Annotated in this window: 25 protein-coding genes; 13 read left to right on the forward strand and 12 right to left on the reverse strand. The window is 71.8% G+C overall.

Going from position 1 to position 20,578, the window contains the following annotated elements:
* Positions 1-159: 159 nt before the first annotated feature.
* The 4 genes from QPK52_RS13275 to QPK52_RS13290 form a co-directional block, all read right to left on the reverse strand.
* Positions 160-2,403 (reverse strand): MMPL family transporter, encoded by a 2,244-nt coding sequence (locus QPK52_RS13275; RefSeq protein ID WP_410537686.1) that lies wholly within the window; start codon positions 2,401-2,403, stop codon positions 160-162.
* A 99-nt stretch (positions 2,404-2,502) separates the two neighbouring features.
* Entirely contained in the window at positions 2,503-3,102 is a 600-nt protein-coding gene (locus QPK52_RS13280) for a TetR/AcrR family transcriptional regulator (protein WP_410537687.1), read from the reverse strand.
* A 151-nt stretch (positions 3,103-3,253) separates the two neighbouring features.
* Positions 3,254-4,132 (reverse strand): TIGR02452 family protein, encoded by an 879-nt coding sequence (locus QPK52_RS13285; protein WP_410537688.1) that lies wholly within the window; start codon positions 4,130-4,132, stop codon positions 3,254-3,256.
* Between the two features lie 223 nt (positions 4,133-4,355).
* Complete coding sequence (locus tag QPK52_RS13290) at positions 4,356-5,045, reverse strand: hypothetical protein (RefSeq protein WP_410537689.1); 690 nt, start codon at positions 5,043-5,045, stop codon at positions 4,356-4,358.
* Between the two features lie 193 nt (positions 5,046-5,238).
* Between QPK52_RS13290 and QPK52_RS13295 the strand changes: the two genes are divergently transcribed.
* From QPK52_RS13295 to QPK52_RS13305, 3 genes are read left to right on the forward strand one after another with little or no spacing between them, the layout of a single operon-like run.
* A complete protein-coding gene (locus QPK52_RS13295; protein WP_410537690.1) occupies positions 5,239-5,688 on the forward strand; it encodes a hypothetical protein in 450 nt (149 codons plus the stop codon).
* A gap of 26 nt (positions 5,689-5,714) precedes the next feature.
* Positions 5,715-7,778, forward strand: a complete 2,064-nt coding sequence (locus QPK52_RS13300) for a hypothetical protein (protein ID WP_410537691.1) — start codon at positions 5,715-5,717, stop codon at positions 7,776-7,778.
* Positions 7,775-8,314: a hypothetical protein gene (locus QPK52_RS13305; protein ID WP_410537692.1), complete on the forward strand. Its 540-nt coding sequence runs from the start codon at positions 7,775-7,777 to the stop codon at positions 8,312-8,314. The genes QPK52_RS13300 and QPK52_RS13305 overlap by 4 nt, the downstream gene beginning before the upstream one ends.
* Before the next feature lie 75 nt (positions 8,315-8,389).
* Here QPK52_RS13305 and QPK52_RS13310 read toward each other — a convergent pair whose 3' ends face one another.
* Positions 8,390-8,587 carry a hypothetical protein gene (locus QPK52_RS13310; RefSeq protein WP_410537693.1) on the reverse strand — a complete coding sequence of 66 codons (198 nt, stop codon included), beginning with the start codon at positions 8,585-8,587 and terminating at the stop codon, positions 8,390-8,392.
* A gap of 248 nt (positions 8,588-8,835) precedes the next feature.
* Between QPK52_RS13310 and QPK52_RS13315 the strand changes: the two genes are divergently transcribed.
* Complete coding sequence (locus tag QPK52_RS13315) at positions 8,836-9,333, forward strand: N-acetyltransferase (RefSeq protein WP_410537694.1); 498 nt, start codon at positions 8,836-8,838, stop codon at positions 9,331-9,333.
* A 115-nt stretch (positions 9,334-9,448) separates the two neighbouring features.
* The gene (locus tag QPK52_RS13320; RefSeq protein ID WP_410537695.1) at positions 9,449-9,916 is read left to right on the forward strand and encodes an NUDIX hydrolase; all 468 of its coding nucleotides are present in this window, start codon (positions 9,449-9,451) and stop codon (positions 9,914-9,916) included.
* A 54-nt stretch (positions 9,917-9,970) separates the two neighbouring features.
* Here the strand turns inward: QPK52_RS13320 and QPK52_RS13325 are convergent, their stop codons facing one another.
* The gene (locus tag QPK52_RS13325) at positions 9,971-10,333 is read right to left on the reverse strand and encodes a winged helix-turn-helix transcriptional regulator (protein ID WP_410537696.1); all 363 of its coding nucleotides are present in this window, start codon (positions 10,331-10,333) and stop codon (positions 9,971-9,973) included.
* Positions 10,334-10,454: 121 nt separating this feature from the next.
* Between QPK52_RS13325 and QPK52_RS13330 the strand changes: the two genes are divergently transcribed.
* On the forward strand, positions 10,455-11,330 hold the full coding sequence (locus tag QPK52_RS13330; protein ID WP_410537697.1) for an NAD(P)-dependent oxidoreductase: 876 nt from the start codon (positions 10,455-10,457) through the stop codon (positions 11,328-11,330).
* Between the two features lie 120 nt (positions 11,331-11,450).
* Here QPK52_RS13330 and QPK52_RS13335 read toward each other — a convergent pair whose 3' ends face one another.
* Complete coding sequence (locus QPK52_RS13335; protein ID WP_410537699.1) at positions 11,451-11,858, reverse strand: RidA family protein; 408 nt, start codon at positions 11,856-11,858, stop codon at positions 11,451-11,453.
* Between the two features lie 121 nt (positions 11,859-11,979).
* On the opposite strand from QPK52_RS13335, the gene QPK52_RS13340 reads away from it, so the two are divergent.
* Positions 11,980-12,360, forward strand: coding sequence for a winged helix-turn-helix transcriptional regulator (locus QPK52_RS13340; RefSeq protein ID WP_410537700.1), 381 nt, complete (start codon positions 11,980-11,982; stop codon positions 12,358-12,360).
* Between the two features lie 72 nt (positions 12,361-12,432).
* Here QPK52_RS13340 and QPK52_RS13345 read toward each other — a convergent pair whose 3' ends face one another.
* Genes QPK52_RS13345 through QPK52_RS13355 form a run of 3 tightly spaced genes read right to left on the reverse strand, consistent with a single transcriptional unit; the run spans position 12,433 to position 13,719 of the window.
* Positions 12,433-12,633, reverse strand: coding sequence for a DUF397 domain-containing protein (locus QPK52_RS13345; RefSeq protein ID WP_101253902.1), 201 nt, complete (start codon positions 12,631-12,633; stop codon positions 12,433-12,435).
* Positions 12,634-12,653: 20 nt separating this feature from the next.
* The gene (locus QPK52_RS13350) at positions 12,654-12,857 is read right to left on the reverse strand and encodes a DUF397 domain-containing protein (protein WP_410537701.1); all 204 of its coding nucleotides are present in this window, start codon (positions 12,855-12,857) and stop codon (positions 12,654-12,656) included.
* A gap of 7 nt (positions 12,858-12,864) precedes the next feature.
* Positions 12,865-13,719 carry a helix-turn-helix domain-containing protein gene (locus QPK52_RS13355; RefSeq protein ID WP_410537702.1) on the reverse strand — a complete coding sequence of 285 codons (855 nt, stop codon included), beginning with the start codon at positions 13,717-13,719 and terminating at the stop codon, positions 12,865-12,867.
* Positions 13,720-13,981: 262 nt separating this feature from the next.
* Between QPK52_RS13355 and QPK52_RS13360 the strand changes: the two genes are divergently transcribed.
* A complete protein-coding gene (locus QPK52_RS13360) occupies positions 13,982-14,233 on the forward strand; it encodes a hypothetical protein (protein ID WP_410537703.1) in 252 nt (83 codons plus the stop codon).
* 176 nt (positions 14,234-14,409) lie between these two features.
* Positions 14,410-14,889: a hypothetical protein gene (locus QPK52_RS13365; RefSeq protein ID WP_410537704.1), complete on the forward strand. Its 480-nt coding sequence runs from the start codon at positions 14,410-14,412 to the stop codon at positions 14,887-14,889.
* A 99-nt stretch (positions 14,890-14,988) separates the two neighbouring features.
* Here the strand turns inward: QPK52_RS13365 and QPK52_RS13370 are convergent, their stop codons facing one another.
* Positions 14,989-15,831, reverse strand: coding sequence for an alpha/beta fold hydrolase (locus tag QPK52_RS13370; RefSeq protein WP_410537705.1), 843 nt, complete (start codon positions 15,829-15,831; stop codon positions 14,989-14,991).
* Between the two features lie 91 nt (positions 15,832-15,922).
* Between QPK52_RS13370 and QPK52_RS13375 the strand changes: the two genes are divergently transcribed.
* Positions 15,923-16,510: a TetR/AcrR family transcriptional regulator gene (locus QPK52_RS13375; protein ID WP_410537707.1), complete on the forward strand. Its 588-nt coding sequence runs from the start codon at positions 15,923-15,925 to the stop codon at positions 16,508-16,510.
* Between the two features lie 84 nt (positions 16,511-16,594).
* On the opposite strand, the gene QPK52_RS13380 is transcribed toward QPK52_RS13375, so the two are convergent.
* Complete coding sequence (locus QPK52_RS13380; protein WP_410537708.1) at positions 16,595-17,509, reverse strand: MBL fold metallo-hydrolase; 915 nt, start codon at positions 17,507-17,509, stop codon at positions 16,595-16,597.
* A gap of 413 nt (positions 17,510-17,922) precedes the next feature.
* Here QPK52_RS13380 and QPK52_RS13385 point away from each other — a divergent pair, with 413 nt between their 5' ends.
* From QPK52_RS13385 to QPK52_RS13395, 3 genes are read left to right on the forward strand one after another with little or no spacing between them, the layout of a single operon-like run.
* Entirely contained in the window at positions 17,923-18,258 is a 336-nt protein-coding gene (locus QPK52_RS13385; protein ID WP_410537710.1) for a hypothetical protein, read from the forward strand.
* Positions 18,259-18,288: 30 nt separating this feature from the next.
* Positions 18,289-19,305 (forward strand): ATP-grasp ribosomal peptide maturase, encoded by a 1,017-nt coding sequence (gene tgmB, locus QPK52_RS13390; protein WP_410537711.1) that lies wholly within the window; start codon positions 18,289-18,291, stop codon positions 19,303-19,305.
* On the forward strand, positions 19,302-20,486 hold the full coding sequence (locus tag QPK52_RS13395) for a methyltransferase domain-containing protein (RefSeq protein ID WP_410537712.1): 1,185 nt from the start codon (positions 19,302-19,304) through the stop codon (positions 20,484-20,486). Before tgmB ends, QPK52_RS13395 begins: the two co-directional genes overlap by 4 nt.
* Positions 20,487-20,578: the final 92 nt, after the last annotated feature.

The raw sequence follows: 20,578 nt of genomic DNA on the forward strand, positions 1-20,578 counted from the left end.
CCCGGCAGCGGTCCTCCCGCGAGGGAGGCACCGCTGCCGGGCCCCGGATGCCGCACCGCTCCCCGTCCCCACGGGCCGGTGCGGCCGGGGACGCCGCGCCTTCCGCTCACGCGACGGCGGCCCCGGGTCTCGGCGGGGCCCGGCGGGCCCCGGCCCGGCTCAGTCGCGCACGGCGACCGGCTCGCGCTCGCCGGCCCTCGCGGCGGAGCCGTTCAGCTCGCGCTGGAGCTTCTCGCCCTCGACGTCGACGTTGGGCAGGACCTTGTCCAGCCAGCGCGGCAGCCACCAGGCGGACTTGCCCAGCAGCGCGAGGACGGCCGGGACGACGGCCATGCGGATCACGAAGGCGTCGAAGAGGACGGCGACGGCCAGACCGAAGCCGATCATCTTGATCATCGACTCGGAGGAGCCGATGAACCCGGCGAAGACGCTGATCATGATCAGCGCGGCCGCGGTCACCACGCGCGCTCCCAGCTTGAAGCCGGTGACGACCGACTCGTGCGGGGTCTCGCCGTGGACGTGGGCCTCGCGCATCCGGGTCACGAGGAAGACCTCGTAGTCCATGGCCAGGCCGAAGACCAGGCCGACCATGAGGATCGGCATCAGGCTCATGACCGGGCCGGTCTGCTCCACGCCGAAGACGTCGGCCAGCCAGCCCCACTGGAAGACCGCCACGACGGCGCCGAGCGCGGCGACCACCGAGAGCAGGAAGCCGAGCGCCGCCTTCAGCGGGACCAGGATCGAGCGGAAGACCACCGTCAGCAGCAGGAAGGCCAGTCCGACCACGAGGATCAGGTAGGGCGCCAGGGCGTCGTCCATCTTCTGCGATACGTCGATGGCCATGGCGGTCTGCCCGGTGACCAGGACGCTCGCGCCGGTGGCCTCGGCGATCCCGGGCGCCTGCCCGCGGATGTCGTGGACCAGGTCCTCGGTCGCGGCGCTGCTGGGCGCGGACTTCGGGACGACGGTGATCATCGCGGTGTCGCCGGCCTTGTTGAACGTGGCGGGCATGACGGCGGCGGCCCCGTCCAGGCCCTGGAGCCTTTCGGCGGTGGCCTTGGCGGCGCCCTGGGGGTCGTCGCTGTCCTCGGCGTCCACGGTCACGATCAGCGGGCCGTTGGTGCCGGGGCCGAAGCCCTCGGCGATCAGGTCGTAGGCGCGGCGCTGGGTGGTGCTGGTGGGCTGGGAACCGTCGTCGGGCAGGTTGAGCTGGAGGTCCTTGGCGGGGACGGCCAGCAGGCCGAGCCCGACGACGCTCACCAGCAGCACCGCGATCGGGCGGCGCAGCACGAAGCGGGCCCAGCGGGTGCCCGCGCCGTCCCTGGTCTCGACGGCCGCGCTCGCCTCGCCGTCCTTCGCACCGTCCTTCGCGTCGTCCTTCTTCGCGCGGTGCTTGCGCGGCAGGACCCTCTGCCCGGCGAAGCCGAGCAGGGCGGGTATCAGCGTCAGCGCGACCAGCACGGCCAGGACGACCGAGCCGCCGGCGGCCAGACCCATCTTGGTCAGGATCGGGATGTTGACCACCGACAGGCCGACCAGGGCGATGACGACGGTCAGACCGGCGAAGACCACCGCCGAGCCCGCCGTCCCCGTGGCGCGGCCGACCGCCTCCAGGGGCTCGCGGCCCTCGGCGAGTTCGGCGCGGTAGCGGGAGACGATGAACAGCGCGTAGTCGATGCCGACGGCCAGGCCGATCATCGTCGCCAGGATCGGGGTGGTGGTGTTGAGGTCCAGGGGCACGGTCACGGCGGTGATGACCGCGACGGTGACGCCGACGCCGACCAGGGCGGTGAGCAGCGGCAGCCCGGCGGCGACCAGGGAGCCGAAGGTGATCAGCAGCACGATCGCGGCGATGGCCACGCCGATGACCTCGGCGGCGCCGGTGTGCGGGATCGCCGCCATCGCGTCACCGCCGGTCTCGACCGTCAGCCCGGCCTCCCGGCCGTCCTCGGCTGCGGCCTTGAGCTCGTCGCGCGACTCCTCGGTCAGCTCGAAGCCGGAGACCTCGTAGCTGACCTGGGAGTAGGCGATGGTCTGGTCGGGGCTTACGGCCTGCGCCCGGAAGGGGTCGACGGCCTGCTGGACCTGCTCGCCCTTCGCCAGCTCGGCGACGACCTCGCCGACGGCCGCCTTGTTCTCCGGATCGGTGATCTTCTCGCCGCCGGGGGCCTTGAAGACGACCCGGGCGGTGGCGCCGTCGGGACTGCTGCCGGGGAAACGATCCTCCAGCAGCTCGAACGCCTTCTGCGCCTCGGTGCCGGGAATGGTGATGTTGCTGGAGGCCGCCGATGAGGCGGAGGCGGCGAAGCCGCCCGTGACCGCCAGCACCACCACCCACAACAGGGCGACCAGCCCGCGCCGCCGGAAGGCGAGGCGGCCGAGCCGGTACAGGAACGTGGCCATGAGAGTGAGGACTCCTGAGTCGGAGGAAGTGGTCGGAAGGAGGTGTTGGGTCTCGGAGGTGCTCGTGAGCGCTCGCAAGCGCCCGTGGGGCGGCGCCGGTCAGGAGATGCCGAGTGCCGGGAAGACCACCGCCCGCAGGTAGCGCTCCATGTAGTCGGCGTCCGAGTCCCGGTTCTCGATCAGCTTGCGGGTGCTCAGCGCCCCGATGACCAGGTGCGGGACGAACTCGATCGCCGGGTTGTCCGGATCCAGCTCCCCGCGCTCGGCGGCTCTGCGCACCACGGCGTCGAGCGCGTCCAGGCCGGGCCGGATGTGCAGCTCGTACAGCGCCTGCCACAGCTCGGGGTCCTTGGAGACGGCGTGCGCCAGACCGTTCAGCAGGGCGGTGTCCTCGCTGGCGTGGGAGATGAAGTCGCTCACCATCTGCCGGAGGTCGCCGGCCAGGGAGCCGGTGTCGATGTCCTCCGGGTGGCTCTTGCCCAGGTGTCGCAGGGCGGTGGCGACCAGCTTGGGCTTGCTCTCCCACTGCCGGTAGAGGGTGGCCTTGCTGGACTTGGTGCGCGCCGCGACCGCGTCCATGGTCAGCGCCTCGTAGCCGTGTTCGCGCACCAGGTCGACGACTGCGGTGAACAGCTCCAGCTCCCGCTCGGGGGTCAGCCGGGTGCGGCGGCCGGGTGCTGTGGCCGACTGGTCGGTCATCCTGGTTCCCCAACGCAAACGAAACGGTTTCGTACACCAGGAGTGTAAGGACCGGTCGGGTGAAACGCAAAAGTATCGAAACGATCCCGTTCTCCCCGGCCGGACCGTCCCGTCCGGCCGTCCTGCCCCGGACGTCCCGTTCCGCCGGGGACTACCCGGCGAGCCCGGCGAAGGCGCGGCGGAAGGCCGCCCGCGTCGGGGAGCCGGCGCGGCGGTCGAGGACGGCGAAGACGACATGCGCGAAGCGCCCGGCGAACCGGCCGCCGTCCGCCAGGTGCGAGCGGAACGCGCCCGCGACGACCGCCGGGTCGTTGCGGAACACCCCGCAGCCCCACGCCCCCAGCACGAGCCGCCGGTAACCCTGCGCCGCGGCCACCTCCAGCACCCGCTCGGCGCGTACGAGCAGCGCGCCGGGGACGCGCCCGGCCTCCTCGGGGGCGCGCCGCGCGATGACGCCCGCGTTGGGCGCGGGCGAGGTGAGGAAACCGGCCTCGAACGGCTCCTCCAGCAGCACCCCGCGGTCGTCGCGGAAGACCGGCACACCGGGCGAGTGGATGACGCGGTCGCTGTAGAAGGCGCTGCGCTCGGCCCGGTGGTGCTCGTAGTACCCGGGGGCGCGCAGCAGGCAGACGTACAGCGCGGAGGCGCGGCACAGCGCCTCCTCCTGCGCCTGGGCCCCGTTGAGGTAGCCGCCGCCCGGGTTGCGCGCGGAGGCGAAGTTGAGGACGGCGACCGGGCCGCCGGAATCCGGGCCGCCGCCGGAAACGCCGGTGACCAGCCGCCGGGCGGCCTCCAGGCTGCTCTCCCCCGTCACCTCGAAGACGGTGGGCAGCCGTCCCCCGGCCCCGGGCTCGGCTCCGGGCACGGCCCCGGGCACGGGCACCGGCTCGGGGCCGAAGAGGGCGGTCCCCTCCATCGCCGCGGCGACGGCCCCGGCGATGGACACCTCCCGGCCGCCGGGAGTGGTGTACCGGCCCCGCTCGACGATCTCCTCGGTCTGCTTCGCGATGCCGCGCAGCCGTGCGCTCATATCCGCTCCCCGCGTCCCCCGTGTCGTACGACGGACCGATGGTCGGCGACCGGGGCCCCGGCGCGCAAAGGAATTCCGCGCGCCGGCCCCCGCACGTCCCCGCGCCCCCCTCAAATGCCGAACAGCTCCCGGCACGGCTCCAGCCCCTCGACCTCGACCGGGACGGTGCGGTGCGCCTCTCCCTCCCGGCGTTCCGCCGACCTGGAGCCTCCCGGGAGACGGGCTACACGGACGCCACCGGGACCCTCCCCTGCGGGGCGGAGTCCGGCCCGGTCCGCGGCCTCGATCCATGGGCGGCCAACACGGCGAACACCCCCATGAGCAGATACGCGGGCGCCGCGAGCCACGCCCCGGCGTGCAGCGCCGCGCCGGGGTCGAGCGTGGTGGAGAGGGTGAGGAGCGCGAAGAGGTGGAGCGCGCACAGGGCGAGCGGGAAGACGACGGTGATGCCGTGGTGGACGGCGTACGCGCGCCGCAGCAGGGCGACCGCCCCCGCCAGCACCACCACCGCCAGCACGGCGAACACCGCCGCGTACACCTGCTGGCGCGGCGCCTGGTACGGCTCCCAGTAGCCCCCGGGCTCGGGGAGGCTGTCGACGGCCGCGAGCACGAGGAGGGCGGCGGCCAGCACCGCCGCGCCGCAGGCCGCGAAGCGGGCCCGCGGCCCGCGTACGCCCGCCGTCGCCGCCAGCAGGAGGGCGGCCACGGCGAACGCGGTCGTGTAGTTCACGTAGAACTGCGCGACGGGATGGGCGAGGCCGGGGAGGTAGTCCTCCAGGTATGCGGCGTCGGCTCCCACGATCCGGTAACCGTCGGGCCCCGTCGCCCAGGTCAGCGTCATGCCGACCATCACCGCCAGAGCCGATACGACCGCCCCGGCCAACCCCGCCCACCGCACTGCCCGCCCCGTCATGGCCCGCGACCCTAGCGCACCGGCCGGCGGCCCGCGGCGCCAATGTCGCATCATGAAGAGCGAGGTGACGCCGTGCCGGGAAGGGTCGTGCGGAATGTACGCAGAGCGGCCCCGCGTTGGTCCCGGCCGACTCGCCCACGTAGCGTAAGCGACCGGCTGGACGCGGACACCCGGAGTGGAGGGGGAGAGACGCATGTCGTTCGACGACGAGTGGGCGCAACTGGTGGCGAAGGCCTCGCAGGACAGGGCTGCGCAGACGCGGCTGAACCAGCTCGACGGCGGCGGTGGCGGCGGCCAGGGCGGTCTCACCGTCAAGCAGGACGACTTGGGCCTGGTCGGCCGCGCCGCGCACGGACTCCACACCGGTCTGAAGGCCGACGGCAAGCTCCCGGTCACGGCCAGCAAGGCCGCCGGCACCGAGCTGACCGGGGACAACTTCACCTCCGGTGCCGCCCTGACCAAGGTCGCGGAGACCTGGGAGACGCAGGTCGGCACGCTGATGGAGTCGTGTGCCCACATCTCCAACCACCTGGACTTCTCCTCCAGGAGCTATGGGGCGGAGGAGGAGAAGATCGAGACCGCGATGCGCGACCAGCAGGGCCGGCTGATGAACACGTCCCGCATCAGCGAGTACTACCGCTGACGGAACCGGGGGAGGAGCAGGCGGAAGTGGCCGTGAAGTTCGAGGACGTCCTGCACGCGCGTCTGGGCAAGCTCAGCGAGGCGGTCGGCGACTGGACATCGACGATCACCAAGCTGAAGACCCTGTCCGATGACGCCAGGAACGACATGAAGGCGAAGTCGGATAAGGCGGAGTGGGAGGGTGAGAACGCCACCGTCACCCGTACGTTCGTCGACAAGACCGTCAAGGAGTTCCAGGACGCCGTCACCCAGGCGACCAGCGTCCGCGACATCCTGCGGGACGGCCACGACACCATCAAGGCGGCCAAGGACGAGCTGAAGCGGATCGTCGACAACCCCCCGGAGGGCGTGACCATCTGGCCCAACGGGGTCGTGGCCCGCTCCGTGCACCCCGACCGGCGCGGCGAGGGCAACACCGACCCCGGCCCGACGCAGGAGACACTGGACTCCGTACGCGACCGGATCAGCGCGGCGGTCGAGAAGGCGAGCGGGGCGGACGACACGATGGCCGCCGCACTGCGGGCCGTCATCGCCGGGCACCCGTACGACTTCGGTGGCGACAAGTACTCCTCCCTGCAGGACTACCGGGACCAGCAGGGTGTCAAGGAGGCGGACAAGGCCATCGAGCTGGCCGCCAAGGGCCCGTCCATGACGGACGAGGAGCTCGAGCGCTTCAACGACATCATGGAGGCGAACAAGGACAATCGGGCCTTCGCCGAACGCTTCGCGACCGGTATGGGGCCGGAGGGCACCCTGGAGTTCTACGCGAACCTCAACGACCCCCGGCAGAACGGCACCCGCTTCGGTGAGGACCGGATCGAGGAGCTGGACAGGACCCAGGAGAACCTCAGCCTCGTCCTCGCCGAAGCGTCGCACAGCGACAGTCCCGCCATGCGGGCGTGGAAGAAGGAGATGATCGAGCTCGGGCCGAAGCCGCTTGACGTCCCCACCCAGGGCAATCCGTACGGCTTCCAGGTCATGAGCAACCTGATGCGCCACGGCGTGTACGAGAAGGACTTCCTCAACGACTACGGTGACGCCCTGGTCAGGGAGGAGAAGGAGATGCGCCTTCCGGACCGCTACTGGAAGGGCCTCACCTCCGGGCACACCACCCTCAACCCGGGCAGCGCCGAAAACGATCTGGGCCTGGACCCGATGACCGGCTTCATGACGGCGCTCAGCCGCAACCCCGAGGCGTCCACCGACTTCTTCAATTCCACCCACCCGCAGGACAACGCCGAGTACGTCCTCAAGGACCGGAAGCACTTTCCCGACGGCATCGGCGACGACCCGCCCTTCGCCGCCCGCGAGGCAACCGGCAACGCGCTCTTCGCGGCGGCCACCGGCATCGATCCCCACGACGACAGAGCGGCCTTCGTGCCACACACGGATCAGCACCGCGCGGTCCTGGAACGCTCACTGGGGTACCTGTCGGAGGCGGGTGACGACTTTCCGCCGGAGATGCGCGACGACATGGCCAAGGTGCTCGCCAACCACGGGGGGACCGTCCACGAGGCGTCCAGCAGCCTCTCGGAGAGCAGCAGCCCGCTGGACAGGAAGCAGCTGCTGGAGGTCTCCAAGCAGGTCTCCCGCGACCAGGAGGCCTACGGAATCCTCAACGAGGGGATCAACGTGGCGATCGTCCAGGACATCCACGCCAACGACGTCGGCGATCCGGAGGAGACCCTGGTGCGTGCCGGCCACACGGTCGGCTTCCTGGAGGAGGCCCGCTACCAGGCACTGGAGACCGACAAGGACGATCCGTCCTGGGAGGCCAAGTGGGGCTACCACCTCGTCGGCGGTGCGGCGAACTTCATCCCCGTCGTCGGCGACGCCGCACAGCGCGGTGTGGATGCCGCGGCGTACGCCTGGCAGCTGGAGGAGCAGGCGCGCATCGACGAGGAGACCAGCGGCAAGAACAGCGAGAACTTCGACGTGCGCGAGAACCAGCTGGCGGCCATCGCCGCCGAGTGGGCCAGGGTCAATCCGGACCACGAGCAGGCGGACAGCACCTACCTGCTGCAGGACCGGATCGGCGGGGCCGCCTACGACGGCAACAACCGCGCCAAGGGCCTGGCGGGCGACCAGTGAGGTACGGGAAGGGCCGCGGGCCGGCCACCGCCGTGCTGCTCGCCGTCCTGGCCGCGCCGCTGACCGCGTGCGGCGGGGCGGAGGGCTACACGGTGCCGGAGGAGATCTGCGGCAGGAAGATCGATCCGGAGCTGGTCGAACCACTGCTGCCGGAGGGCGGGAAGTTCGGGGCGGAGGCCGGAAACGTCGGCGAGGACACCACGAGGTGCCTGCTGTCCGTGGACGGGCGGACAGAACTGGGCATCCGCGAGTACCGGGACGGCGGTGAGGTCGACGCCATGGAGTTCGCGGTGGACAACCCCGGGCGCTTCAGAAACCCCGAGAAGGCCGCGTTCGGCGCCGACACGGTCGTCTCGGACGGCACGGTGCTCTCGGTCAACCCGTGCACGTACCAGGGGGAGAAGGTCCACTACGTCCTGGAAATCTCCGTCGAGCGCTTCGACGTGTCCGAGCCCGACGGCTGGCGGGCGGAGCTCGAACGCTTCGCCGAGGCGTACCTGCTGGTGGGCATGGCGGAGACGGGCTGCGAGGAGTGACCGCGCGGCGGGCCGAGCCCGCCGCGCACCGAAGAACCGGCCGCCGCCCGCTCCGGCGCGGAGGAGAGCGGCGGTTCAGGAAGCCTCGGCGGAGACGATGCCCCACCGGCCGACCTCGCGGTAGCCGGAGTCGTGGACGACCGAGCCGTCGCCGGGCCGCAGGGCGTAGTGGTGGAGGTTGCCTCCCCAGTACCGCAGGATCCGGCCCAGCTCGCGGGCGGATTCCTCGGCGGACGCCGCGTCGTCCATGTCGACCTCAAGACGGAACTTCATTTCGTGCCTCCTTCTCGTGGTGCGTGTATTGAATTGTTTCATTGAACTTCCCTGTGAAGCTTTTCGAAGGAAGCTCCCGGATACTTCCTGCTGGCCATCCGAGAAGCTTCAAAGGCGGCCGAAGGCGAGAGCGTCGGCGCACCGGGCGCGGGAAGGAGCGGGTGGCGGGCGAGCCGACGCCCGGGCCGGTACCGGGGTGCGGAAAATGCCGGGGCGTCCCGCGCCGGCCGGCTGTAGCTTCGGCTCTCATGAGCTGGCTGCCCGACGACTTCGTCCACCCCGTCCACGTGCCCGTGCCCGGCACCGCACTTCATCTGCGGCCGATCCGGGAGGCGGACACCCCCATCGACTACCCGGCCGTGATGGGCTCCCGGGAGCGACTGTGGGAGATCTTCGGCCCGGCCTGGGGCTGGCCCGCCGAGACGATGACCTACGAGGAGGACCGCGCCGACCTGCTGCGGCACGAGAAGGAGATCGCCGCGCACCAGTCGTTCAACTACGCGCTGCTGAACGAGGAGGAGACGGCGCTCTACGGCTGCGTCTACATCGACCCGCCCGAGCGCACCGGCTCCGACGCGGACATCTCCTGGTGGGTGGTGGACGACCTCGTCGGCGGCGAGGAGGAGCGCGCGCTCGACGCGCTGGTGCCGCGGTGGATCGACGCCGACTGGCCCTTCCGCCGGCCCCGTTGCATCGGCCGCGACATCACCTGGCAGGACTGGCTCGCGCTGCCGCCCGTCGCGTGACCCGTCCCCGGCACGGCACGGTGCCGTCTGGTGGCGCTCGCGCTCGTCTGGTTCTGTTCCGTGTGGTGATGCGCGAACCATGGATGCCGGACAAGGTCCGGCGGGGGGAGTGGGGATGAGTTTCCGGCTGGCGGCGTATGCCGTGTGCATCGAGGACGGACGGGTGCTGCTCGCCCGTCACCTACTGCCGGACGGCGGGAGCAACTGGACTCTTCCGGGCGGCGGGGTCGAGCACGCGGAGGACCCGTTCGACGCGGTGATCCGGGAGGTCGCGGAGGAGACCGGCTGCTCGGCGGTGGTGGACCGCCTGCTGGGAGTGGACTCGCGGGTGATTCCCGCGACCGCCACGCGTGAGGGAGTCGTGCACCAGAACGTCGGTGTCTTCTACCGAGTCCGCATCACCGGCGGCCGGCTCCGGCCCGAGCCGGACGGCGACATCGTCGAGTCGGTCTGGACCCCGGTCCCCGAGGTCACAGGCCTGCACCGGTCATCGCTGGTCGACGTCGGCCTCGCGCTGGCACGGGACCTTCCGCCGACCGGCCACGTCGCCCCCGTCCCGGTCGGCGGCCTGATCCAGCACTGAGGCACCGCCGGTACCCGCCTGTCCCGGCGACTGTGGGGCCTCGGTGCCGTGTGCTCACCGGACGTCGACGGAGACCTTCTCGGCCCCGATGCGCCGTATGCGCTCGACGCCCCATTCCCCCAGGGAGGCCAGGGCGGCGTTGAGCGAGACCCCGTGCTCGGCCAGGGAGTACTCGACCTTCGGCGGCACCTCGGGGTAAACCTCACGGTGGACGAGTCCGTCCTCCTCCATTTCCCTCAGATGCTGGGTCAGCATTTTCTCGCTGACACCAGGCAGGCCGCGCCGGAGTTCGGCGAACCGGCGGGTGCCGTAGTGGTGGAGTTCCCAGAGAATCAGAGACTTCCATTTTCCGGACACCACATCCATCGCCGCGTCGATGCCGCAGAAATAAGGGCCGCGCCGTGCCGGTTTCGCCATCCGTCCCCCAAGACGCACTTACCCGAAGGTGAGTACCCGACTGATTAGTCCGTACTGGTCAACCATACCGGCGGGAGAGAGGATCCATCCGGACGACGGGAAAAGAGAGGGAGACCCGGAAATGACGACGGACAGCAGTATCCAGGTGAGTGTCCTCGGGCTGGGCGCGATGGGCAGTGCCCTCGCAGGCGCCCTGGTGAGGGCCGGACACGCGACAACGGTCTGGAACCGCTCGCCGGGGAAGGCGGACGACCTCGTGGCGCAGGGCGCGCGGGCCGCCGCCACGGCCGGCGACGCGGTCCGGTCCGAACGACTGGTGGTCGTGTGCCTGCTGGACCACGGGTCGGTCCGCGAGGTGCTCGATCCGCTCGCCGGCGAGCTGGCCGGGCGGACCCTGGTCAACGTGACCACGACGACACCGGACCAGTCACGGGAGATGGCCGCCTGGGCCGCCCGCGCCGGAGTCGCGTACTTGGACGGCGGCATCATGGCCGTACCGCAGATGATCGGCCGGCCCGGGGCGTCGGTCCTCTACAGCGGATCGGCGGAGGCCTTCGACCGGTGCGGGCCACTGCTCGACGTGTGGGGGACCAGCACCTACTTCGGCGAGGATGCCGGGCTGGCGTCCCTGTACGACCTCGCCCTGCTCGCGGGCATGTACGTCATGATCGCCGGGTTCATGCACGGTGCTGCCATGGTCGCACCGGCCGGGGCGACGGCGGGGGAGTTCGCGGCCATGGCGGCGCCGTGGCTGTCCGCGATGACCGGTGCCTTCCAGGAGTTCGCGGCGGTCATCGACGGCGGGGACTACACCGTCGAAGGGCAGCAGAGCCTCGTGTTCTCCGACCTCGGAGACATCCTGGCCGCCAGTTCCGGCCAGGGGATCAGCACCGAGGTGGTCGACATGGTCCAGCGGCTCATCCGGCGTCAGATCGACGCGGGCCACGGGGAGGAGGGCTTCGCCCGGATCATCGAGAGCATCAGGCAGCCGGGCTGAGAGTCCGCGTGGACGGGCGGGAGGCCACGGCAGCCCGTGAAGCGTCCGCGCGGGGCGAGACGGTGGCCGGGGCTTCGTCCCCGCCCGGCTCCGCCCCCGGCCCCGGCCGGGGGCGGGCGCTCAGTCCAGGACGGCGGTGGCCTCGACCTCGACCATGTGCTCGGGTACATCCAGCGCCGCCACGCCCAGCAGTGTGGCCGGCGGGACCGGGGTGGTCCCCAGCTTCGCAGCGGCCCGGGAGATCCCCTCCAGGAGCAGGGGCATCTTGTCGGGGGTCCAGTCGACGACGTGGACGTTCAGTTTCACCAGGTCGTCGAAGGACCCGCCGACCCCGGCCAGGGCGGTGGCGACGTTGAGGTAGCACTGCTCGACCTGGGCGGCCAGATCGCCCGCGCCGACCGTGTTGCCCTCGGCGTCCCAGGCGACCTGCCCGGCGACGAAGACCAGCTTCGAGCCCGACGCGACCGACACCTGCCGGTAGACGTCGATGGCGGGCAGTCCGTCGGGGTTCACCAGAGTGATGGCCATGTCAGTCCGTCTCCTCATCCGGGCGCCCATGGGCGCCCGTGGTCTCTTGCGGTTACTCGGAAACCGTAGGAGAGTCTGTGCTGACCTGGAAGAACGCACTTTTGAGTGACTGGGGAACCTCATGGTGACCAAGCAGTTCGGGGGCTCCCCCGAGGAAGCGGACCTGCGGCGCGCTGACTCCCTGGCGCGGGAGATCTTCTCGGATGTCGCCAACAAGTGGGCCCTGCTGATCATCGAGGCCCTGGGGGAGCGCACCCTGCGGTTCAGCGAGTTGCGGGACGAGGTCGAGGGCGTCAGTCACAAGATGCTCACCCAGAACCTGCGGATGCTGGAGCGCAACGGCATGGTCGAGCGGACGGTGCACCCCACCGTGCCGCCACGCGTCGAGTACACCCTCACCGAGCCGGGCCGGGACCTGCGCGAGGCGGTCGACGTGATGTGCGACTGGACCCACCGCTACCTCGGCCACATCGAGACCGCCCGCAGCCGCTTCGATTCCTGACGGTGCGGTACGGGCGCCGCCGGGAGCGGCGGGGCTGACGCGGGTGAGCCCCGCGTCAGCCCGTTTCGGGGCTCAGTCGACGAAGTGGTCGAACTCGCCGGCCTTGATGCCCTTGAGGAAGGCGTCGAGCTTGGCGGGCGTGGTGACGACGATCTCGTCGGGCTTGCTGCTCTCGCGCATGAGGACGCGATCGCCGTCCCGGGCGATCTCGATGCAGTTGGGGCCTTCGCCTTCGGAGAAGGTCGCCTTGTGCCACTCGATGGGTGCGGACATGTCGGCTCGCCCTCCGGGGGTCAGCGTGTGAGGTGGTCGAACTCGCCCGCCTTGGCGCTGAGTATCAGTGCCCGCAGTGCTGCGGGGGTAGTGGCGATGGTCTGCCCGGGCCGCTCGCTCTCCCGGAGCCGGATCGCTCCGGCGTCGGAGCGAAGCTCCACGCAGTTGTTCCCGCCGCCCTGGCCGCAGAAGGAAGACCTCTGCCAATCGTTTCTGGGCATCATCGACCTCTCACATCTCCCGCATGATCTCGTGGATGAAGTCTCGCGATTTCTTGATGGCCAAAGCGCGTTTTTCCATCGCGGACAGAAGGCTTCGGTAAGAACCCAACTGGGCTTCCGCGTAGAGGAAGATGGGGCCGTGCGTGGAGTCGAGGTGGACGGTGTCGAGTTGCGGGACGACGCCGCCTGCGTAGAGAACGGCCGACCCTGATCCTGCGAAACCGTCGGCTTCGAACGGAACCACTCGCACGGTGAACTGAGGGTGCTCAGATAGGCCCAGCAGATGTTCAAGCTGTGCTCGGGCCACGTCTCGGCCTCCGAAGCGCATGCGTAGCGCGGCTTCGTGGATGAGTGCGGTGACCTCCGGAGGGTTCTCCCGATCCAGGATCTTCACGCGCTGCGTTCGATGCGCTGTTCTCGCCTCGATCTCCTCTTTGTAGAGCGAGGGTCTGATGCCGAAGTTGAAAACGGCTCGCGCATAGTCCTCGGTCTGGGCGAGCCCGGGGATGTGTGCGATCTGGAAGGAGTGCAGGTAAGTGGCCTTGTCCTCCAGTTCGGTCACGTCCAGATATCCGGCTGGGAGCACACCCCTGTACTCCTCCCACCAGCCCTTGCCGCGCTCCGTTGCCATGTCGATGAGGGCGTTGACGTACGCCTCGTCGTCGCAACGGTATGCATGGGCAAGGAGGCGCACCCGATCCGCGCTGACGCCGAAGCGGGCGGTCTCCATGTGGCTGATCTTGGTGTGGTCTATGCCGAGGACCGCTGCCGCCTCGCGGGCGTTGTAGCCCGCGGCCTCCCTCATCTTGCGCAGCTCTGTGCCAAGTCGCCGCTGCCGAGCGGTCGTCGCTGTCCTCGGTGGCATGCCGTAAGTGTGCCCCTTGCGGGTGACGCTGGTCCAAAAGTATCTACGTTGTTCCTCTCGGAGTGGTAGCTACATAGATACCGGACCTCCGCAGGGCCGGTGATGCGCCGCGAACACCAGTGAACCCGCAGTGCAGTTGACCTCCCCTGCCCGCGTACCGGCGCGGGCGGGGGAGGGCGGCCGAGCCACGGTGGTGGGCGCGCGTGCTCCGCAGGCGAAACGCAAGAGCACCGCAGACGAACCGCGTTGGGAGAAGACGCAGATGACCGCGACCGCACCCGGCAGATCCGCCACCGCCGTCTACCGGCTGACCGCGCCCGCCCTGCCCACCACCCCGAGAGTCGCCCGCGACGCGGTCGCGGCGTGGCTGTGCGCCGCCGGGCACCACGGGCTGCTGGACACCGCCCGCACGCTGGTCAGCGACGTGGTGACGAACGTCGTCGTGCACACCCGCGTGCCCCACCTGTGGGTGGGGGCCGCCGTCACGCGGCTGGGCGCGGTCGTCTCCGTGTAGGACGGCGACCAGCGCGGCGTACCCCGCCCGCGCCACGCGGCCGAGGACGACACCGGCGGGCGCGGGCTGTTCCTGGTGGAAGCGCTCAGCCACGCCTGGGGCGTGAGCTGGACCGGTGGGGCGGAACCGGCCGGGAAACGGGTCTGGTTCGAGCTGCGCGCCTCGCGCGAGGGGACGTGAGCGCGATGGATTTCACCGCCCTGTGCCTGGGCGCGCTGATCATGACCGTCAGCGCGGCCCTGACCGGCTTCGCCGTGGCCGCCGCCCGCACCTGCGGCGACGGCACCGGCGTGTGGTGCGAGGCCACCGTCCTGGACGCGGACACCCACCGGGAGTGGCTGCTCGACTGCCACCGGGCCCGCAACCCCCGCCACGCCCTGCGCTGGATACGCGCCCAGGCCCCGCGCCTGGCCGACCGCATCGACCCGCCCCCGGACGTGCCCTGGGCCGCGCCCGGCACCATCCGTCCGTACGATCCCGGCGGGCCGTACGGCCCGGGCGGACCGGACCCCGCCGCCGTGCTGCGGCGCCGGCCGCTGGACGGGATCGCGGACCGCGAGGCCCTGCGGGTCCTGGAGGACGGCGGCCTCCACGTCCTCACCGCGCCGGACGGGGACGGCCTGCGCTACCGGCTCTCCGCCCGCGCCCTGCGCTGACGCCGTACGCCGAAGCCCGTGCACCGACGCCCGGAGGCCGGGCCCGCCTCATGGCGGGCCCGGCCCCTGAACCTCGTACCCGAACCGTTCGCCGGGCGGTCACCTGCCGACGAAGGCCAGCAGGGCCTGGTTGACCTCGGTGGCGTGCGTCCGCAGCAGGCCGTGCGGCGCGCCGTCCACCTCGACGTACTCCGCCTCCGGGAAGGCCTTGTGGAAGGGGCGGCCGGTGGAGTCGACGGGCAGGATGTTGTCGGCGGTGCCGTGCAGGATCAGCGAGGGCTTGCCGGCGGCGCGGACGGCGGCCACGTCCTCGCGGAAGTCCTCGATCCAGGCGGGGACCACCGCGTAGGCGGCGACGGGCGCGGAGGAGGTGGCGGTGTTCCAGTCGGCGGTGACGGCCTCCTGGCTGATCCGGCTGCCGAGGTTGTCGTCCAGGTTGTAGAAGTCCTTGAAGAACTGGGTGTACCAGGCGTAGCGGTCGGCCCGGGCGGCCTCCTCGATGCCCTCGAACACCGAGCGCGGCACCCCGGCGGGGTTGTCGTCGGTCTGCACCAGGAACGGCTCCAGCGAGGCCAGGAACGCCAGCTTGGCGATCCGCTCGTGGCCGTAGGTCCTTACGTAGCGGGCCAGTTCGCCGGTGCCCATGGAGAAGCCGACCAGGATGACGTCGCGCAGGTCCAGCGTCTCCAGGAGGGTGTTCAGGTCGGCGGCGAAGGTGTCGTAGTCGTAGCCGGTGCCGACCTTGCTCGACTGCCCGAAGCCGCGGCGGTCGTAGGTGATGACGCGGTATCCGGCCGCGAGCAGCTCCCTGGTCTGGAGCTCCCAGCTGTGGCCGTCGAGCGGGTAGCCGTGGATGAGGACGACCGGCTGACCCGATCCCTGGTCCTCGTAGTACAGCTCGATGTCGGTGGTGTTCTCGCTGCCGACCTTGACGTAGCCCATGGGAACATCCTCTCCGCCGCGGAGAACGGTCGTTCTCCGGCTCTGTCGACTACAGTAGAGAACGTTGGTTCTCTTTGCAAGGGGAGTTCTCGTGATCGATGAGCAGACAGCGCGCGAACGGGTGGTCTCCGCCGCCGACCGGTTGTTCTACGCCCGGGGTGTGCAGGCCGTCGGGATGGACGCCGTCCGCAGCGAGTCGGGCGTCTCGCTCAAGCGCATCTACGCGCTGTTCCCCTCCAAGGAGGATCTGATCGTCGCCGTGCTGCGGCACCGGACGGACCGCTGGAACGCGGGCGTCACCGATGCGGTCGACGGCGCCGGGACGCCGCGCGAGAGGCTGCTGGCCGTCTTCGACTTCCTGGCCGGCTGGTTCCGCGAGGACGACTTCCGCGGCTGCGCCTTCATCAACGTGTTCGGCGAACTGGGGGGCGGCAGCGACCGGATCGCCGAGGCCGTGCGCGAGCAGAAGGAGTCCTTCCGTCGCCAGGTGGCCGGCCTGGTCCGTGCCGCGGGCGGTCCGGACCACCTCGCCCCCCAGCTCGTCCTCCTCGCCGAGGGCGCCCAGGCCACGGCCGCCATATCGCGCGACCCGGACATGGCGGGCCACGCCCGCGCCGCCGCCGACACCCTCATCCGGTGCGCGCTGGACGACGCCGGGGAGCCGGCCGCGGCGGCGTGAGCGCCGTAAGCGGCGTAAGCGCCCCGGCGGGCGTACGTCACCGGCCGCCGGGGCCGCCGGGACCGTACGCCCGCCGAGGGACCGTCACCAGCGGATCGCCCTGAAGTCGACCGGCCGCTGCCTCAACTCGCCTGCGCGGACGGCGAGTCGCCGCAGCCGCTCGGCCATCTCGCCGGCGGGCAGGTGCCGCCGGTCGCCGTGGCCGGGCAGCAGCCACTCGAAGCGGATCCGACCCGCCACCCGCTCCAGGGAGGCGGCCAGCTTCTCGACGGAGTACCAGGTGACGGTGTCGAACACCTCGATGTCGCCCGTGGTGCGCGACCAGTGGAAGCTGTCGCCGGTGAAGCAGTACCGGTCGTCCGCCAGGTAGAGCACGCTGCCCTCGGTGTGCCCGGGCAGTGGGTGGGCGACCACGCCGCCGGCGATCTCCACCGGGTCCGTGCCGCGCAGTACGCGGTCGGCGTCGGGGGCGGAGTCGAGGTCGCCCTCGTGGATCCACAGCCGCGCGCCGAAGCCGTCGGCGTACTGGCGGCCGTGTGCGGCGTGGTCGCGGTGGGTGAGCAGTACGTCGGTGACGGGGCCCAGCTTCTCGTACCGCCTGGCCAGCGACGGGCTCCAGCGCGGGGTGTCCACCATCATCACGGTGCCGTCGGGGCGGCGCAGCAGGTAGGAGTTGGCGCCGGCCGTCTGCCGGGAGTTGTGCCCGCACAGGTACACCGCGCCGTCCGCGCCGTCCGAACCGTCCGCGCCGTCCAGCGGCATCGGGAACGGGTCGGGCACCTCCTCCAGCCGCCCGCCCGGAGGGTGGACGGAGCGGGTGTGGCAGGCGTGCGCGGCGGCGTGGAGCCGCCTTGCCTCAACCTGGTCGCGCGGCTCGCGCAGTACGACCGAGCGGCCGTCCGCCTCGCCGATCAGGCCGGGCGCGAGCTGCCGCGCCACATCGCAGTTCGTGCACCGCTCGTCCACCCGCCAGCCGTCCGCTAACCGCTCCCCGGCCATGTCCGCTCCTCTCCTCGGCGCGTCCGCCTGCCGGACGCCCACCCCCAGGGGTATCCCACGCCGTACGGCCGGGGAAAGGGGGCGATCAGCGCGCGATCAGCCGCCGCACAGGGCGCGGCCGGCCGGTCCGGTGACGCCTTCCGACCGCCGCAGGGCGGCGGCGTGGTCCCCGGGGCGGCTGTGCGCGGAGACGGTGACGGCCGCCCGTCCGCCCCCGGGCCTTCCGGGGGGGGTGCCCGCAGCCGGGCTCCCCTCGGGGCCCGGCGGGGACGGGGCCGCGAAACGGAAGGCCGGCCGGCTCGTTGGCCTGTACGGGCCGGGCTATGGCCGGAAAACCGGCTTACGGCCGCCTACGGGCGGAGAGAACAACGAGAGGGCGCTGTGTCCTCCGCGGCGAAGGAGGAGTCATGATCATGACAATCGGATCCGGTGAGCGCACCGGGACGGGCCTGGCCCTGGACAGACCGGAGGACAGGTTCCCGCTGGACCGGGGGGCGGCCCCGGAGCTGCCGGACCTGACCGGTCGGCGGGGCCCGGCGCCGCTGGCCTTCCGGTTCCTGACCGCCACCGACGGTTCGGGAGGTGTGCTTCCGGAGGACATCGCCTACGACGAGGAGACGCAGACCGGCGTCTACCAGGGCCTTCCTCCGGGGGTGTTCATGACCAGGAACCCGCCGAAGACCTTCGGGCCCACCGAGCCCACCGGCGAGATGGACGCGCCGGACGACCCGGGCCCGAGCGACGACTGACGGCCGGTGCCCGATGACGGACGGCGCGGGATGACCGCCTCCGGGACGGTCCTGGTGCTGGCGGGCCGCTTCGACCCCACCGCCGACCTGGTGGTCGAGGAACTGAACCGGCGGACCGTGCCCGTCTTCCGCACCGATGTCGCGGACTTCCCGCTGCGGCTCGCCCTCGCCGCGCGCCTCGGCGGGAGGGCCGGAGGGAGCGGGGGCACCGGGGAGGGCGGAGACGCCGCCGGAAGGACGTGGAGCGGCACGCTGCGCACCGGGCGCCGGACGCTGGACCTGCGGGACGTGCGCAGCGTCTACTACCGCAGACCCGCCCGTCCCCGCTTCCCCGACGGGATGTCGCCGGACGCCCGCAGGGTGGCCGAGCGGGAGGCCCGGCGAGGCTTCGGCGGACTGCTGGCGGCACTGCCGGTCCGGTGGCTGCCGCCCCCGGGCAGAGCGGCCGACGCCGAGTACAAACCCCTGCAGCTGCGCGTCGCGGCCGAGTCCGGGCTGTCCGTGCCGCGCACGCTGATCACCAACGACCCCGGCGCGGCCAGGGAGTTCGGCGAGACGGCCGGCGGCCGGGTGGTCTTCAAGCCCTTCACCCCCGTGCGCGGCACCGTCGGCGGTAGGTCGGCGGCGGTCTACACCAGCATCGTCGGCCCCGGGGAACTCGGCCACCCGGACGTCGCCACCACGGCGCACCTGTTCCAGGAATGGGTGCCCAAGGCCTACGAGGTGCGGCTGACGGCCGTCGGCGGGCGGCTGTTCGCCGCCGAGATCCACGCGGGCTCACCGGCCGGACACGTGGACTGGCGCAGCGACTACGGCAGCCACAGATACCGGCTGTGCGAGCCGCCGGCGGATGTCGCGGCCGGAGTGCGCCGGATGATGGACACCCTCGGCCTGCCCTACGGCGCGTTCGACTTCGTCGTCACGCCCGAGGGGCGATGGTGCTTCCTGGAGGTCAATCCGAGCGGGCAGTTCGGTTTCGTGGAGCAGGCGACCGGACTGCCGATCACGGCCGCCGTCGCCGACTGGCTGGAAGGGAAAGGGATGTGAGAGCGCACGGGGGCGACGAGCACGGGGAGCTCGTCGAGGCGCGGGTCGGCATGGTGCGGCGGATGGACGAGGGCGGTGTGGTGCTCTCCTCGCGGCTGGCCGAGGTCTTCCTGAACGTGCCGCGCCACCGGTTCGTCCCGGTGTTCTACCGCCGGGACGGCGGGCGCTTCCTTCCCTGCCGCCGCACGGACGGGGACACCGGTGAGTGGGCGGCGCGGGTGTACGCGGACGACTCCCTGATCACCGAGGTGGACGGGATCCACGCGGAGGACGCGGGGCGGCGGGCCGTCACGGGCGTGCCCACCTCCTCATCGACCGCGCCGAGCCTGATGGCCGACATGCTCGACGCGCTCGACGTCGACCCGGGCGCGCGGGTCCTGGAGGTCGGCACGGGCACCGGCTACAACGCGGCGCTGCTGTGCCGGCTGGCCGGTACGGAGAACGTGGTGACCGTGGACGTCTCCGAACGCCTCACCGCCGCGGCGCGGGAGCGGCTGGGCGGCCTGGGGCTGTCACCGGTGGTGGAGACGGCCGACGGAGCGGCGGGCGCCCCGGGGCACGCGCCGTTCGACCGGATCATCGCCACCTGCTCGGTACGACGCGTCCCCACCGCCTGGATCGACCAGTGCGCGACGGGCGGGATCATGGTGGTGCCGCTCAAGGGGGCGCTGGCCGGAGGCGTGCTGGCCCGGCTGACCAAGATCGCGGACGGCACGGTCGCCGGGCACCTCCTGCACACCCCGGCGGCCTTCATGCCGCTGCTGTCCGGTCCCCGCCCGGCGCCGCCCCCGTCCGGCCCGGAGGACGGGCGGCACCGTGGGACGCCGCTGTCCGGCAGCGTGCTCGACGACTGGACGTTCTCCTTCTTCGCCCAGCTCCACCTGGGGCCCGGCGTCGAGCGAGAACACCGCCGCGCCGCCGACGGCGCCCACACCACCGTGCTGTACGACCCCGCCGACGGCTCCCGCACACGGGTGGCCGACCACGGGGACCGGCGCACCGGCGCGGCGGTCACCGCCGCCGGGCCCCGGGACCTGTGGGCGACGGTCGAGCGCGCCCACCGGCAGTGGCGGGAGCTGAACCGGCCCCGCCGCGAGTGGTTCACCGTCCGCGCCACACCCCGGGACCAGACCATGGCCTACACCTCCCCCACCGGCCGCACCCACACCTGGGAGCTGTGAGCGTCCGGAGCCCGGCCGGACACGCCACGGCCGCCCCGCCCCGTCGGGGCGGGGGCGGCCGGGGGCCGGGAAGCGGGGGCGGCCGGGCGCGG

It is taken from the genome of Streptomyces sp. KL2, assembly GCF_046529545.1.
Taxonomy (GTDB): Bacteria; Actinomycetota; Actinomycetes; order Streptomycetales; family Streptomycetaceae; genus Streptomyces; species Streptomyces radiopugnans.